14 protein-coding genes are annotated in these 15,108 nt (G+C 60.3%); 7 read left to right on the top strand and 7 right to left on the bottom strand.

What is annotated here, in order from left to right; translation table 11 throughout:
- Positions 1–12: 12 nt before the first annotated feature.
- Positions 13–1,350 (bottom strand): MFS transporter, encoded by a 1,338-nt coding sequence (locus tag PMI26_RS11405; protein WP_007975788.1) that lies wholly within the window; start codon positions 1,348–1,350, stop codon positions 13–15.
- Between the two features lie 378 nt (positions 1,351–1,728).
- Between PMI26_RS11405 and quiC the strand changes: the two genes are divergently transcribed.
- Together quiC and PMI26_RS11415 are read left to right on the top strand one after the other, a co-directional pair.
- Positions 1,729–3,630 carry a 3-dehydroshikimate dehydratase QuiC gene (gene quiC / locus PMI26_RS11410; protein ID WP_007975787.1) on the top strand — a complete coding sequence of 634 codons (1,902 nt, stop codon included), beginning with the start codon at positions 1,729–1,731 and terminating at the stop codon, positions 3,628–3,630.
- 102 nt (positions 3,631–3,732) lie between these two features.
- The gene (locus PMI26_RS11415; protein WP_007975786.1) at positions 3,733–4,410 is read left to right on the top strand and encodes a TetR/AcrR family transcriptional regulator; all 678 of its coding nucleotides are present in this window, start codon (positions 3,733–3,735) and stop codon (positions 4,408–4,410) included.
- A 79-nt stretch (positions 4,411–4,489) separates the two neighbouring features.
- Here the strand turns inward: PMI26_RS11415 and PMI26_RS11420 are convergent, their stop codons facing one another.
- The 5 genes from PMI26_RS11420 to PMI26_RS11440 form a co-directional block, all read right to left on the bottom strand.
- Positions 4,490–5,344 carry a shikimate dehydrogenase gene (locus tag PMI26_RS11420; RefSeq protein ID WP_007975785.1) on the bottom strand — a complete coding sequence of 285 codons (855 nt, stop codon included), beginning with the start codon at positions 5,342–5,344 and terminating at the stop codon, positions 4,490–4,492.
- 5 nt (positions 5,345–5,349) lie between these two features.
- Positions 5,350–5,790 (bottom strand): type II 3-dehydroquinate dehydratase, encoded by a 441-nt coding sequence (aroQ, locus tag PMI26_RS11425; RefSeq protein ID WP_007975784.1) that lies wholly within the window; start codon positions 5,788–5,790, stop codon positions 5,350–5,352.
- Between the two features lie 138 nt (positions 5,791–5,928).
- Positions 5,929–6,840 carry a LysR family transcriptional regulator gene (locus PMI26_RS11430; RefSeq protein WP_007975783.1) on the bottom strand — a complete coding sequence of 304 codons (912 nt, stop codon included), beginning with the start codon at positions 6,838–6,840 and terminating at the stop codon, positions 5,929–5,931.
- 113 nt (positions 6,841–6,953) lie between these two features.
- Positions 6,954–8,033, bottom strand: coding sequence for a tRNA (uridine(54)-C5)-methyltransferase TrmA (gene trmA / locus PMI26_RS11435; protein WP_007975782.1), 1,080 nt, complete (start codon positions 8,031–8,033; stop codon positions 6,954–6,956).
- On the bottom strand, positions 8,030–9,325 hold the full coding sequence (locus PMI26_RS11440) for an NCS2 family permease (RefSeq protein WP_007975781.1): 1,296 nt from the start codon (positions 9,323–9,325) through the stop codon (positions 8,030–8,032). The genes trmA and PMI26_RS11440 overlap by 4 nt, the downstream gene beginning before the upstream one ends.
- A gap of 222 nt (positions 9,326–9,547) precedes the next feature.
- On the opposite strand from PMI26_RS11440, the gene PMI26_RS11445 reads away from it, so the two are divergent.
- Positions 9,548–9,994, top strand: a complete 447-nt coding sequence (locus PMI26_RS11445; protein ID WP_007975780.1) for a DUF4879 domain-containing protein — start codon at positions 9,548–9,550, stop codon at positions 9,992–9,994.
- Between the two features lie 68 nt (positions 9,995–10,062).
- Positions 10,063–10,614, top strand: coding sequence for a DJ-1 family glyoxalase III (locus PMI26_RS11450; RefSeq protein ID WP_007975779.1), 552 nt, complete (start codon positions 10,063–10,065; stop codon positions 10,612–10,614).
- A 5-nt stretch (positions 10,615–10,619) separates the two neighbouring features.
- Here PMI26_RS11450 and PMI26_RS11455 read toward each other — a convergent pair whose 3' ends face one another.
- The gene (locus PMI26_RS11455) at positions 10,620–11,870 is read right to left on the bottom strand and encodes an MFS transporter (protein WP_007975778.1); all 1,251 of its coding nucleotides are present in this window, start codon (positions 11,868–11,870) and stop codon (positions 10,620–10,622) included.
- A gap of 483 nt (positions 11,871–12,353) precedes the next feature.
- Between PMI26_RS11455 and PMI26_RS11460 the strand changes: the two genes are divergently transcribed.
- The 3 genes from PMI26_RS11460 (at position 12,354) to PMI26_RS30740 (ending at position 15,042) form a co-directional block, all read left to right on the top strand.
- Positions 12,354–13,790, top strand: a complete 1,437-nt coding sequence (locus PMI26_RS11460) for a cytochrome ubiquinol oxidase subunit I (RefSeq protein ID WP_007975777.1) — start codon at positions 12,354–12,356, stop codon at positions 13,788–13,790.
- Positions 13,791–13,793: 3 nt separating this feature from the next.
- A complete protein-coding gene (gene cydB, locus PMI26_RS11465) occupies positions 13,794–14,801 on the top strand; it encodes a cytochrome d ubiquinol oxidase subunit II (RefSeq protein ID WP_007975775.1) in 1,008 nt (335 codons plus the stop codon).
- A gap of 73 nt (positions 14,802–14,874) precedes the next feature.
- The gene (locus tag PMI26_RS30740) at positions 14,875–15,042 is read left to right on the top strand and encodes a DUF2474 domain-containing protein (protein ID WP_007975773.1); all 168 of its coding nucleotides are present in this window, start codon (positions 14,875–14,877) and stop codon (positions 15,040–15,042) included.
- Positions 15,043–15,108: the final 66 nt, after the last annotated feature.

The following is a 15,108-nucleotide window of genomic DNA, read 5'->3' as shown; positions in this document are numbered from 1 at the left end:
CTGATGACTTCTTTAGTCGGTGATGGTTGGAATCTTGCGCGGTGCCATGAAGTACATCCAGGTAAGCGCAATGAAGTACATCGCCGGAATCAGCGTGAACAGCACGGTGTAGTTGTTGTTGGTGACGGTCAGGATATGGCCGACCAACTGGGTCATGAACATCCCGCCAATCGCAGCACACATACCGCCGAAGCCGAATACCGTGCTCATCATGTGCTTGGGCGTGTAGTCCATCACCAGGCTCCAGATGTTTGCAGTCCAGGCCTGGTGCGCGCCGATGGCCAGGGAGATGGCGGCTACGGCGACCCACAGATTGCTGGAGCCGGCAGCCATGACCACGCCGATGATGCAGCAGGCGAACAGCAGCATCGACACCAGCCGCGCCTTGATCGGGTTGACGCCGCGACCGATCAGGAACGAGGAGAGGATGCCGCCGCCAACGCTACCGAAGTCGGCAGTGAGGTAGATGATGATCAGCGGGATACCCATCTGGGTGACGTTGATGCCCAGGTTGTATTGCTGATTGAGGAACGGCGGCAGCCAGTACAGGTAGAACCAGAACACCGGCGCGGTCATCGAGTAGGCGAGGGCGAAGGCCCAGGTGCCGCGCATGCGCAGGATCTTCGAGAACGGCACGCGGGTTTGTTCCGGCTCGACTTCTTTCTGGATGTAGTCCAGTTCCGATTGTTTGACGCTCGGATGCTCTTCCGGGTTGAAGTACTTCAAGGCCCAGCACACCAGCCAGATCCCGCCCAGTGCCGACATGCACAGGAACGCGGCCTGCCAGCCCCATGCGTGGAGGATCAGCGGCAGCAACATCGGGGTGAACATCGCACCGACGTTGGTCCCGGCATTGAATATCCCGGTGGCCACGGCACGCTCGCCGGCCGGGAACCACAGGCGGGTGGTTTTCACGCAGGCCGGGTAGTTGGCGGCTTCGGTCAGACCGAGGATGAAACGGCAGACCATGAAGCCGGCCGCCGAAGTGGCCAGGCCATGGGCGCCGGTCGCCAGGCTCCAGAGCAACACGGCGCAGAAAAACACGCGCTTGACGCCGACCCGGTCGATCAGCCGGCCCTGCAGCACGAAACCAATGGCATAGCCGACCTGGAACCAGAAGTTGATGTTGGCGTAATCCATCGCCGTCCAGCTCATTTCCTTGGCCAGGATGGGCTGCATCACACCCAGTGCGGCGCGGTCGATGTAGTTCAGGGTAGTGGCGAAAAACACCAGCGCCAGCATGCCCCAACGGGTTTTGCCGACCGCCATGGCGCCGCGGATCTTGTCGCCGATACCACCGGCAGTGACGCTCATGGCCGGAGCCATGCGTGAGCTTTGGGAAGGAAGCATATGTACCACCCGTTTTTTTGAATTTGTTATTTGGTGTTTTGGACATCGCGGCCGGTGCTGCGAGTCCGGACTCAATGTGGGGTCGATGTTGGGCAGTGGACAAAAAATCGTCAATTCGCCAACCACCATTTTGTTCGATAATCGAACACAAAACTAACCGGATAGTACACTTTGAATTGCTGTGCGAGATCGCCAAGCCAATAATTTACCCAGGACAAACGCTACCCCTGTAGGAGCTGCCGAAGGCTGCGATCTTTTGATTTTGCTATTCAAGATCAAAAGATCGTCCGAACGCGGCCCGAGCCTTCGGCAGCTCCTACAGGGATCGGGCGTGCGATGCCCCCTAACAAGATGGTCCCCATTACCGGGAGTCGAAATATGCAGCATTCCATTGCCACCGTATCCTTGAGCGGTACCCTGCCGGAAAAACTCGAAGCCATTGCCGCCGCCGGGTTCGACGGTGTGGAAATCTTCGAGAACGACCTTCTCTACTACGACGGCAGCCCACGGGAAATTAAACAGATGTGCGCCGATCTCGGGATCGCCATCACCCTGTTTCAACCTTTCCGCGATTTTGAAGGCTGCCGGCGTGATCGGCTGTCGCGCAACCTGGAACGCGCCGAGCGCAAATTCGACTTGATGCAGGAACTGGGCACCGACCTGGTGCTGGTGTGCAGCAACGCCTCGGCCGACTCCATCGGAGATGAACAGATTCTGGTCGACGATCTGCGACTGCTGGCTGAGCATGCCGGGGCCCGTGGTCTACGCATCGGTTACGAAGCGCTGGCCTGGGGCCGGCACGTGAACACGTATCAACAGGTGTGGAACATCGTGCGTCAGGCCGATCATCCAAGCCTTGGCGTGTTGCTGGACAGCTTTCACACCCTGTCGCTCAAGGGCGATCCGAGCGCTATCGCCGAGATTCCCGGCGACAAGATTTTCTTCGTACAAATGGCCGACGCGCCGATCCTGGCCATGGACGTGCTGGAGTGGAGCCGGCATTTTCGCTGCTTCCCGGGCCAGGGGGAGTTCGACTTGCCGGGGTTCCTCGCGCCGATCATCCAGAGCGGCTACACCGGGCCATTGTCGCTGGAAATCTTCAACGACGGCTTCCGCGCCGCGCCGCCACGGGCCAATGCCGCCGACGGCTTGCGTTCGTTGTTGTACCTGGAAGAGAAAACCCGCGAGCGTCTGGCTCAGGAAGCCAAGCCAATGGCCAGCCCTGAGATTCTGTTCGAAACACCCAAGGCCAGCGAGTACAACGGCATCGAATTTCTCGAATTCGCCGTGGATGAAAGCCTCGGCGCCAAGCTCTCCCATTGGCTGGAGCGACTGGGTTTCGTCAAGGCCGGGCAGCATCGCTCCAAGAGCGTCAGCCTGCTGCGTCAGGGCGATATCAACCTGATCCTGAACTCGGAGCCTTACTCATTCGGCCACAGCTTTTTCGAAGCCCACGGCCCTTCGCTGTGCGCGACGGCCGTGCGGGTCAAGGACAGCGCCAGCGCACTGGCCCGCGCCGTAGCCTACAAGGGCCAGCCCTATCGTGGACTGGTCGGCCCCAACGAACTGGAACTGGCGGCGGTGCGTGCGCCGGATGGCAGCCTGATCTATCTGGTGGATCAGCATGCCGATGTTTATGGCACGGACTTCAATCTGTACCCGCAAGCGCCGGTCAGCGGCGGCCTCAAGCGCATTGATCACATGGCCATGGCGCTGCCGGCCGACAGCCTCGACAGTTGGGTGCTGTTCTACAAGAGCCTGCTGGATTTCGAGGCGGACGATGAAGTGGTGCTGCCGGATCCTTATGGTCTGGTGAAGAGCCGTGCCTTGCGTAGCCGCGACAGTTCGATCCGCCTGCCGCTGAACATTTCCGAGAACCGCAACACCGCGATCTCACACGCGCTGTCGAGTTATCGCGGTTCCGGAGTGCATCACATCGCCTTTGATTGTGATGACATCTTTGCCCAGGTCAGCCGTGCAAAAGAGGCGGGCGTGCCGCTGCTGGATATCCCGCTCAACTACTACGATGACCTGGCGGCGCGCTTCGATTTCGACGATGAGTTCCTCAGCGAACTGGCCTACTACAACGTGTTGTACGACCGCGACGCCCAGGGCGGGGAGCTGTTTCACGTGTATACCGAGCCGTTCGAGGGGCGATTCTTCTTTGAAATCATCCAGCGTAAAAACGGATATGCCGGCTATGGCGCGGCCAACGTGGCAGTGCGACTGGCGGCCATGGCCAAATCCCGAAGCGGAGCCATCCGTCAGGCCAAGTTGTAGGAAATTCGTAAACGCGGGATTAAACGTAGGCCGCGCGGCTTCCTTCACCGTGCCGCGCAGCCCATAATCGCCAGCCTGTGCAGTGATGGCCGTGAGCCCGCAATGACAATGACTTCAGAACTCCCCGCAGCCTCCGTAGAACCCGGTACCGAGCCGCGCAAGAGTCGCAAGAACAACCCGGAAAAGACCCGCGAAAACATCCTGCAGGAGGCGATTGTCGAATTCGTCCAGCAGGGGCTTTCCGGGGCCCGCGTCGATGCCATCGCCGAGCGCATCCACACCTCCAAGCGCATGATCTATTACTACTTCGGCAGCAAGGAGCAGCTCTACGTCGAGGTCCTGGAAAAACTCTACGGCGATATCCGCAGCACTGAAAGCCGTTTGCACCTGACCGAACTGGCACCGGTGGAAGCGATTCGGCGGATGGTTGAGTTCACATTCGATCACCACGATCGCAACGTCGATTTCGTGCGCATCGTCAGCATCGAAAACATTCACAACGCCGAGTACGTGAAGCGCTCCGAAGCGATCAGGGCGATGAACAACACCGTTCTCGATTCGCTCGATGTGATCCTGCGTCGGGGTGTTGAAGAGGGCGTATTCCGCGCCGGCCTGGTGCCGCTGGATGTGCATCTGCTGATCAGTTCGTTCTGCTTCTATCGCGTCTCGAACCGCCATACCGTGGGGGAGATTTTCCAGATCGACTTGCCGGATGAGCGCATCAAGCAGCGTCATCGGGAGATGATTTGCGAGTCGGTGCTGCGTTATTTGCAGGCTTGAAAAGATCGCAGCCTTCGGCAGCGTCTACGGATCAATGCGATTGACGTAGGCGCTGCCGAAGGCTGCGATCTGTTGATCTTCAGTCATTCATACCCTGGAAATGCTCAAGCATTCTCTGGGCATCCGGCACCACGCCGCTGAACAACTCGAATGCCTTCACCGCCTGAAACACGGCCATGTTGCCGCCGTCCAGCGTCCGGCAGCCGAGGGCGCGGGCGTTGCGCAGCAGTTCGGTTTCCAGTGGGAAGTAGACGATCTCCGCCACCCACAATTCGGCCCGAAGCAACTCGACCGGCACCGGCATGCCCGGCAGTTTTTTCATGCCCATCGGCGTGGTGTTCACCAGGCCGTCCGCCTGGGTCAAGGCGCTTGGCAGGTCATACCCGGCCATCGCCAGAGCGACACCGAAATGCTGATTGAGGTTGTCGGCCAGATCCTGGGCGCGGCGGATGTCCACGTCAAAAATGCTCAGTTGCTGTACGCCTTCGCTCAACAGGGCGTGGGCCACCGCCGCCCCTGCGCCGCCGGCGCCCATCTGGACGACACGCTCAACGGCAACGCCTTTCAGGCCTCGTCTAAAGCCTTCGGCAAAGCCCAGGCAATCGGTGTTGTGGCCGATGCGCTTGCCATCCTTGAGCACCACCGTGTTGACCGCACCGATACCGCGGGCCTCCGGTGAGAGTTCGTCCAGCAGCGGGATGATTGCCTGCTTGCAGGGAAAGGTGATGTTCAAGCCGGTGAAGTTCATGCGCTCGGCAGCCATCAACAGGTCGGGCAGGGCGTTGCTGTCGAGTTTCAACTGATCAAGGTCAATCAGACGATAGAGGTAGCGCAGCCCTTGGGCATCGCCTTCATGCTCGTGCAGGGCCGGTGTGCGGGAAGCCTGGATGCCGGCGCCGATCAGCCCGGCCAGTACCACGTTGTTCTGAGTCACGGCGATCACCCCTTCAAACGATGACTGAAGTGTTCCAGCGCCAGGCGATAGCCGTGACTGCCGAAACCGGCCATCACCGCCGTGGCAATAGCGGATACGAACGAGTGGTGGCGGAAGGGCTCGCGGGCGTGCACGTTGGACAGGTGGACTTCGATGACCGGCAGTTCGCTGGCGACCAGGGCGTCGCGGATGGCGACCGAGGTGTGAGTCCATGCGGCGGGATTAATGATGATCCCGGCGCAGCGACCGCGTGCCGCGTGAATCCAGTCAAGCAATTCGCCCTCATGGTTGGTCTGGCGAAACTCCACCGCCAGGCCGAACTCTTCGGCGGCACGTGCGCACAGGGCCGAAATGTCTGCCAGGGTTTCGTGGCCGTAAGTCGCCGGTTCACGGGTGCCGAGCAGGTTCAGGTTCGGGCCGTTGAGCACCAGAACGATAGGGGACATCGGAATCTCTCCACTTATTATTGTTGGAATCGGCCAAGTTTCAGCCTGTGGAGATAAATTGTACTAACTAGTTAATTCGGTCAATTGAAGAGAGGGCACACTGGCGGTTTGTGGGCGATGATCGGACACTTTCTGTGTTCAGCGCGGCAAATGCTCCACCAGAAAATCAATGAACGCCCTCAAGCGCAGCGGCACATGCCGACTTTGCGGGTACAGCAGGGTGAATGGTCGCGAGCGCCCGTCATAGGGCTTGAGCACTTCCACCAGCGAGCCGTTGGCCAGTTCCTTTTCCACGATAAAACGATAGGTCTGAAACAACCCAGCCCCGTGTTTGGCCAGCGTCACCCCGCCCAGTACATCATCGGAACAACTGAGGTTGCCCTCGGCCAGAATCTCCCGGGGCACGCCTTCATCGTTGAACAACCAGGCAATGCGCCGGCCGCTGCTGGGCAATTCATACTGAATGCATTCGTGGTGTTCGAGGTCGTCGAGGGTTTGCGGAATGCCGGCCTGTTTCAGGTAGTCGGGGCTAGCGATCAGCACCAGGGCGGCATCTTCCAACTGGCGGGCGATCAGGCCGGAATCCGGGATGGCTCGCACGCGAATCGCCATGTCGTAGCCTTCGCCGACGAAATCGATGTTGCGATTGCTGATATGCGACTCGACTTTCACCGCGGGATAGCGCGCCCGGAATTCGGGCAGCAGCGGCAGGATTCGATGATGCGCGTAGGTGGTCGGAATACTGATGCGCAAAGTACCGGACGGCACTTGCTGCTGGCCCATGACCTCGCGTTGGGCCTCGACCAGTTGCGCAAGGGCCTGGCGACATTCTTCGTAATAACGGCGACCACTGTCGGTGAGCTTCACGCTACGCGTGGTGCGTGCGAAAAGGCGCACACCCAGGCGTTCTTCCATGCGCGACACCGATCGGCTCACGGCAGCGGGCGTGACACCTGCCACCAGCGCCGCGGCAGTAAAACTGCCAGCCTCGGCGGCCAGGCAAAACAGCTCAATGCTGCCCAACTGTAGATCGTCGAATTGTCGCTGCATAATTGATTACACCGGGGATCAGATGAAGTATCCGATCCAGTATTTATCAGTCTCCCGTGCACGAATACAAAAAAACCGTCACGAGGACGGCTTTTTTGTGGTGGCAGATGCCATCAACGCCGGGTCAACATCACCCCGGATTCCATGTGATGGGTCCACGGAAACTGGTCGAACATCGCACACCGGCTGATGCGGTGGGTGTCGTGCAGTTGGGCGATGTTGGCTGCCAGAGTCTCCGGATTGCAGGAGATGTACAGGATGTTATCGAAGCGCCGGGTCAGTTCGCAGGTGTCCGGGTCCATGCCGGCGCGGGGCGGATCGACGAACACGCTGCCGAACTCGTAGCTCTTGAGGTCAATGCCGTGCAGGCGGCGGAACGGACGCACTTCGTTCAGGGCTTCGGTCAGCTCTTCGGCGGACAAGCGCACCAGGGTGACGTTATCCACCGCGTTTTCGCTGAGATTGCTCAGCGCCGCGTTGACCGAGGTCTTGCTGATTTCGGTGGCCAGCACTTTGCGTACGCGGGTGGCGAGCGGCAGGGTGAAGTTGCCGTTGCCGCAATACAGCTCCAGCAAATCTTCGGAGCGATCCCCGAGCGCATCGTATGCCCAGTTGAGCATCTTCTGGTTCACCGTACCGTTGGGCTGGGTGAACGCGCCTTCCGGCTGGCGGTAGCTGAAGGTGCGGCCGCCGACGTCCAGTTGCTCGACCACGTAATCGTGACCGATGACTTCGCGCTTGCCCTTGGAGCGGCCGATGATGCTGACGTTCAGGTCCGTCGCCAGTTTCGACGCCGCCACATGCCAGTGCTCGTCCAGCGGACGGTGATAGCACAGGGTGATCATTGCGTCGCCGGCCAGCGTGGTCAGGAACTCCACCTGGAACAGCTTGTGGCTCAGGGCCGCACTGGCTTGCCACGCGGCCTTGAGCTGCGGCATCAACTGGTTGATGCGCAGGCTGGCAATCGGGAACTCTTCGATCAGGATGGGCGTGCGTTTGTCTTCCTGGGAAAACATCGCGTAATGCCGCTCGCCGGCCTCGCGCCACAGGCGGAACTCGGCGCGCAGGCGGAAGTTTTTCAGCGGCGAATCGAAAACGGCCGGCTCGGGTGCATCGAACGGGGCCAGCAGGTCACGCAAGCGCGTGACCTTTTCTTCGAGTTGAACGGCATAGGCCTGGGAATCAAAAGTCATGCGTTGAACCAACCCAGCTTGATCACGAACAGAATCGACAGGATCACCAGCGCCGGGTTCAGCTCACGACCACGACCGGACATCAGCTTGATGGCGGTCCAGGAAATGAAACCGAAGGCGATGCCATTGGCGATGGAATAGGTGAACGGCATCGCCAGCGCGGTGATTACCACGGGCGCGGCAACGGTGATGTCGTCCCAGTCTATTTCGGCCAGACCGGATGTCATCAGCACGGCGACGAACAGCAGGGCCGGTGCCGTGGCGAAGGCTGGAACACTGGCGGCCAGTGGCGAGAAGAACAGCGCCAGCAGGAACAGGATCGCGACGACGACGGCGGTCAGGCCGGTGCGGCCACCGGCACTCACGCCAGCGGCGGATTCGATGTAGCTGGTGGTGGTCGAGGTGCCCAGCAGGGAACCGGCCATGGCTGCGGTGCTGTCGGCGATCAGCGCGCGGCCCATTTTCGGCATGTGGCCGTCCTTGCCCATCAGGCCGGCACGCTTGGCAACGCCGATCAGGGTGCCGGAGTTGTCGAACAGGTCGACGAACAGGAAGGCGAAGATCACGCTGACCAGACCGATGTCCAGTGCGCCCTTGATGTCCAGTTGCAGGAAGGTCGGGGCCAGCGACGGCGGCATCGACATCACGCCGCCGAACGGGGTGAAGCCCATCACGATCGAAACGATGGTCACCACCAGAATGCCGATCAGCACCGCACCGCGCACGGCAAGGGCCTCAAGCGCGACGATCAGGGCAAAACCGAGGGTGGCGAGGATCGGAGCCGGTTGTTTCAGGTCGCCGAGGCCGACCATGGTCGCCTGGTTGCTGACCACGATGCCGGCGTTGTGCAGGGCGATCAGCGCCAGGAACAGGCCGATACCCGCAGCAATGGCCGAACGCAGTGGCAACGGGATGCTGTTGATGATCCATTCACGGATACGGAAGATCGACAGCAGGAAGAAACACACTGCCGAGATGAACACCGCGCCGAGCGCCACTTGCCAGGTATGGCCCATGTGCAGGACCACGGTGTAGGTAAAGAAGGCGTTCAGGCCCATGCCCGGTGCGAGGGCAATCGGGTAGTTGGCGATCAGGCCCATGGTTGTCGAGCCGATGGCAGCTGCCAGACAGGTGGCGACAAACACCGCGCCCTTGTCCATGCCGGTCTCGCCGAGGATGCTCGGGTTGACGAACAGAATGTAGGCCATGGCCAAAAAGGTCGTGACGCCCGCCAGAATCTCGGTCCGCACGTTGGTGTTGTGTGCCTTGAGTTGAAACAGCCTTTCCAGCATGTCTGCTCCCCGTGGCGCGCCGGGCGCCGTGAATGTATCGACCTCAACAGCAAAGCACAGGCAGCAGAACGCGCCTGGAAATTACTGTGGGCCGGAAAAAGCCGCGCATCATACCAGTAGCTTGGGAATATGGCTGCTTATGGCGGTGATCGTCGTCGATGTTTTGCGACAAAGCCAAGTGCGCCATACTGCGCGCTGGTTTTTCGGGGGGGAAAGGACTGCATGAAAAGGCGTCTGGTTAGCGTGTTCGGCGTATTGATGGCGTTGCTTCTTGGGGCCCAAACGGCCACGGCGGCATCGGCCCCGCCATTGACTCAATTGAAAGTGCTCAAAGTCGCTTCGCCGTCCTGCGGCGTTGAAAATATCGACGAAGGGCAAACCCGGACGCGCTGCGATCACAATGGCCCGAACATTACGGTGTACGTGCTGGAAGTGGGTTACGGGCGTGAGGCCCATATCGCCCTGGACGGTTTTGAAGTGAATGGCACCCGCACACCGGTCTGCGCGTTCAAGAACGGCAACCTGACCAGCTGCACCGCCGGGGAAAAAACTGTCGGCTATTTGTATGCACTCGACCTGGCGGGTAAGCAAGAAGGCACATTGACCTTCAGCAATACCTCGATCAATGCGCCCGGCAATACGATGTCGACACAGCTTTACATCCAGTAGCCACATGTCTCGAACAAGGCGCGGGAAAGCTGACTACGCTTAGAGGATCATTCCGTGGACAGTACCCGATGACCTTTAGAGCCTTGATTGCCCTCGCCGAGGGCACCGATGACCTGCAGACCGTGACCCTGATCGACGTACTGCGCCGCGCCAAAATAGAAGTGGTGGTGGCCAGTATCGAAGGGCGGCGCATGCTCACTTGCGCCCGCGGCACTCGGCTGACGTCCGATGCCATGCTGGTGGACTTGCTGGCGCAGCCTTTCGACCTGATTGCCTTGCCGGGTGGCGCGGTGGGGGCGCAGCACTTGGCTGCCCATCAACCCCTGCAACAATTGATCAAGGATCAGGCGGCAGCCGGTCGCCTGTTCGCCGGTATCGCCGAAGCGCCCGCCGTGGCGCTGCAGGCCTTTGGCGTTTTGCGTCAACGGCGCATGACCTGTCTGCCATCGGCCAGCCATCAACTGTTGGGCTGTAACTTCGTCGATCAACCGGTAGTGGTCGATGGCAATTGCATCACGGCCCAGGGCTCGGCTGGCGCATTGGCATTTGCCCTGGCGCTGGTGGAGCAACTCTGTGGAAAAGCCACGCGTGCGGCGGTGGCGGGGGAGTTGTTGGTGTAGCCCGCTTAGACTTTCGCCTCTTGCTTCTCTTCATCTTTAGCCACGTGCATGCGATCGCGGCTGGCCAGGGTCGGGAATAGTTTGACCCACACCCCGGTCACCACCAGCGTGCCGATCCCGCCCATGACCACGGCTGGCACGGTGCCGAACCAGTGGGCCGTCAGGCCCGATTCGAATTCGCCCAACTGGTTCGAGGCACCAATGAACAGACCGTTCACGGCGCTGACCCGGCCGCGCATTTCGTCCGGGGTTTCCAGTTGAACGAACGAGGCGCGGATCACCATGCTGATCATGTCTGCCGCGCCCAACACCACCAACACCGCCAGGGAAAACCAGAACGAGGTCGACAGGCCGAAGGCGATGGTTGCCACGCCGAAGATGCCCACGGCGGTGAACATCACCCGCCCGACATTGCGCTCCACGGCAAACCGCGCCAGGAACAGCGACATCAGCAGCGCACCCACTGCCGGTGCCGAGCGCAACAGGCCCAGCCCCCACGGGCCGGTCAACAGGATGTCCTTGGCGAACACCGGCAGCAGCGCCGTGGCACCCCCCAATAGCACCGCGAACAGATCGAGGGAGATCGCCCCGAGAATGTCCGGACGACTGCGGATGAAGCGGATGCCCGCGAGCAGTGAATCCAGTGTCGCCTTGCCCTTGTTCAGCGGCGTCTGCCGGGCCGGCAGGTTGAGCATCAGCGAACAGGCGATTACATACAGCAGCACCGTCGGGCCATACACCCAGACGCTGCCGAAGGCGTAGAGCAAACCGCCGAGGGCCGGGGCGACGATGGTGGCTGATTGCTGGGCCGATTGTGCGGCGGCCACTGCCCGGGGAAACAGTGCGCTGGGCACGATGCTTGGCAGCAGGGCCTGGGTGGTGGGCATTTCAAAGGAGCGCGCGGCGCCGAGCAGGAAGGCCAGGATAAAGATCATTTCCCGAGTGACATGGTCGGTCGCGCTGCCGATGGCCAGCGACAGGGCGATCAAAGCTTGCAGGGACTGGCAGATCGCCGCGACCTTGCGCCGGTCATAGCGGTCGGCAACGTGCCCTGTGTGCAGCATGAACAGCACGCGCGGGGCGAATTCGACCAGGCCGACCAGACCCAGGTCGAGCACATTGCCGGTCAATTGATACAGGTTCCAGCCGATGGCCACGGTGAGCATCTGGAAGCCGCTGGCGGTAAAGATTCGGGCCAGCCAGAACGCGAGAAAAGGGCGATGGTGACGTAACAGCAAGGGCTCTTGGCTGGGCATCTGCGGAGAAATCTGGGGGAGGGGAACGACGAGATTATCACCAACCTGTAACAGAAAGTTGCCATGACAAAAAAATTAGTTAGCCAGACATCGATATCGAGAACACTGCCATTAACTGTGGGAGCGAGCCTGCTCGCGATAGCGGTGTGACATTCAGCGATGATGTTGACTGACAGACTGCTATCGCGAGCAGGCTCGCTCCCACAGAAATGTATTTCAGCTCGTGACCAAGGCCATGAGGCAACTTGTCACGCGGCAAAAGACCACGCGGTTCATCCCCGAAATTGGGACTACTCTTTCAACGTTGATTGATCCAGATCAAAACCCGCAAAAGGAATTGATCCGGCGGCCGCAAGGCCAGACTCCCTGCGTTGTGATGCGTGCAAAAAAAGAACAAACAGAGATTCGCCACACTCCATTTCCGTGGGGGCCGTGGGTGCAGGCTTCCAGCCAGCAGCCGTACTACCTGACAGAGGAAGACTTATGTTCGGTTTAGAGGCACTTGATCTCGCCCGAATTCAGTTCGCGTTCACTATCTCGTTCCATATCCTGTTTCCGGCCATCACCATCGGCCTGGCGAGTTACCTGGCGGTACTCGAAGGCCTGTGGTTGAAAACCCATAACGACACCTACCGTGACCTCTACCATTTCTGGTCGAAGATCTTTGCCGTCAACTTCGGCATGGGCGTGGTTTCCGGCCTGGTCATGGCCTATCAGTTCGGTACCAACTGGAGCCGCTTCTCGGACTTCGCCGGATCGGTTACCGGGCCGTTGCTGACCTATGAAGTGCTCACGGCGTTCTTCCTCGAGGCCGGGTTCCTGGGGGTCATGCTGTTTGGCTGGAACAAGGTCGGGCGTGGCCTGCATTTCTTCGCCACCGTGATGGTGGCCATCGGTACGCTGATCTCGACCTTCTGGATTCTCGCCTCCAACAGCTGGATGCAGACCCCCCAGGGCTTCGAGATCGTCAATGGGCAGGTCATACCCACCGACTGGTTGGCAGTGATCTTCAACCCGTCGTTCCCGTATCGCCTGATGCACATGGCCACGGCGGCGTTCGTAGCCACGGCCTTCTTCGTGGGTGCCTCCGCGGCCTGGCATTTGCTGCGCGGCAAGGACAACCCGGCGATCCGCAAAATGCTCTCGATGGCCATGTGGATGGCGTTGATCGTTGCGCCGATCCAGGCGGTCATCGGCGACTTCCACGGCCTCAATACACTTGAGCATCAGCCGGCGAAAATCGCCGCGATCGAGGGGCACTGGGAAAACAAAGGTAACGAAGCGACTCCGCTGATCCTGTTCGGCTGGCCGGACATGAAGGAGGAGAAAACCAAGTTCGCCGTCGAGATCCCGTACCTGGGCAGCCTGATCCTGACTCACTCGCTGGACAAGCAAGTCCCGGCGCTCAAGGAGTTCCCGCCTGAAGACCGGCCAAATTCGACCATTGTGTTCTGGTCGTTCCGGATCATGGTGGGCCTGGGCATGCTGATGATCTTCACCGGGTTGTGGAGCCTGTGGCTGCGCAAGCGCGACACCCTCTACACCTCGCGGCCGTTCCTGTACCTGGCGTTGTGGATGGGGCCGTCAGGCCTGATTGCGATCCTCGCCGGCTGGTTCACCACCGAAATCGGCCGTCAGCCGTGGGTGGTCTACGGCCTGATGCGCACGGCGGATGCGTCGTCCAACCATAGCGTCATGCAGATGAGCATCACTCTGATCCTGTTCGTCGTGGTGTATTTCGCCCTGTTTGGCGCCGGACTTGGCTACATGATGCGCCTGGTGCGCAAGGGGCCGAAGATCGACGAAGGCAAGGAAACCAACGATGGAGGCCCCGGCCAGAAACGCACTCCGGCCCGACCGCTGTCCGCCGCCGACGACGATCACGCCGATGCCGGCCACAGCCTGACCAAGGAGATTTGAATCATGGGTATTGATCTTCCGCTGATCTGGGCCGTGATCATCATCTTCGGCATCATGATGTACGTGGTCATGGACGGTTTCGACCTGGGCATCGGCATTCTCTTCCCGTTCATTCCGGGCAAGACCGATCGCGATGTGATGATGAACACCGTCGCCCCGGTCTGGGACGGCAACGAGACCTGGCTGGTGTTGGGGGGCGCGGCGTTGTTTGGCGCGTTTCCGCTGGCTTATTCGGTGGTGCTCTCGGCGTTGTACCTGCCGCTGATCCTGATGTTGATCGGGCTGATCTTCCGTGGTGTGGCCTTCGAGTTCCGCTTCAAGGCCAGGGACGACAAGCGCCACTTGTGGGACAAGGCGTTCATCGGTGGCTCGGTCACCGCGACGTTTTTCCAGGGTGTAGCACTCGGCGCGTTCATCGATGGGCTGCCGGTGGTCAACCGGCAGTTCGCCGGTGGTTCACTGGACTGGCTGACACCGTTCACGATGTTCTGTGGCGCGGCGCTGGTGGTGGCCTATGCGTTGCTCGGCTGCACCTGGCTGATCATGAAGACCGAAGGCAAGTTGCAGGAGCAGATGCATGACCTGGCACGGCCATTGGCCTTCGTACTGCTGGCGGTGATCGGCATCGTCAGCATCTGGACTCCGTTGGCCCACGCGGAAATTGCCGCACGCTGGTTCACCATGCCGAATCTGTTCTGGTTCATGCCGGTGCCGATTCTGGTGCTGGTGACGATGTACGGCCTGATCCGCGCCGTGGCCCGCAACGCGCATTACACGCCGTTCCTGTTGACCCTGGTGCTGATCTTCCTTGGTTACAGCGGCTTGGGCATCAGCCTGTGGCCGAACATCATCCCGCCGTCGATCTCGATCTGGGATGCCGCCGCACCGCCGCAAAGCCAGGGTTTCATGCTGGTGGGCACGCTGTTCATCATCCCGTTCATCCTGGGCTACACCTTCTGGAGCTACTACGTGTTCCGCGGCAAGGTCACTCATGAAGACGGTTATCACTAGCCCTGTTGTGGGAGCGAGCTTGCTCGCGATGGCGTCGGATGCGACGCCATCAATCTTGAAGAGGATTGACGTTATGGCTGCCAAACATTCCCTGCACGACATTGAAGAAGCCGAAAAAAAACCACTGTGGCAGCGGCTCGGCTGGTTGGCCCTGATCTGGGTCGGCAGCGTGGGCGCCTTGTTCATCGTCGCCAGCCTGATGCGTCTGTTCATGAACGCGGCCGGCCTGACGACGCACTGACATCTCCCCCGCAGCCACAAGGCGCGGATTTACAACCCTCCGACCCAGGCTGTGTGAAAACACGCT

It is taken from the genome of Pseudomonas sp. GM33, from assembly GCF_000282295.1.
GTDB classification, from domain to species: Bacteria; Pseudomonadota; Gammaproteobacteria; order Pseudomonadales; family Pseudomonadaceae; genus Aquipseudomonas; species Aquipseudomonas laurylsulfatiphila.
This window is presented reverse-complemented; position numbering and strand designations above follow the sequence as displayed.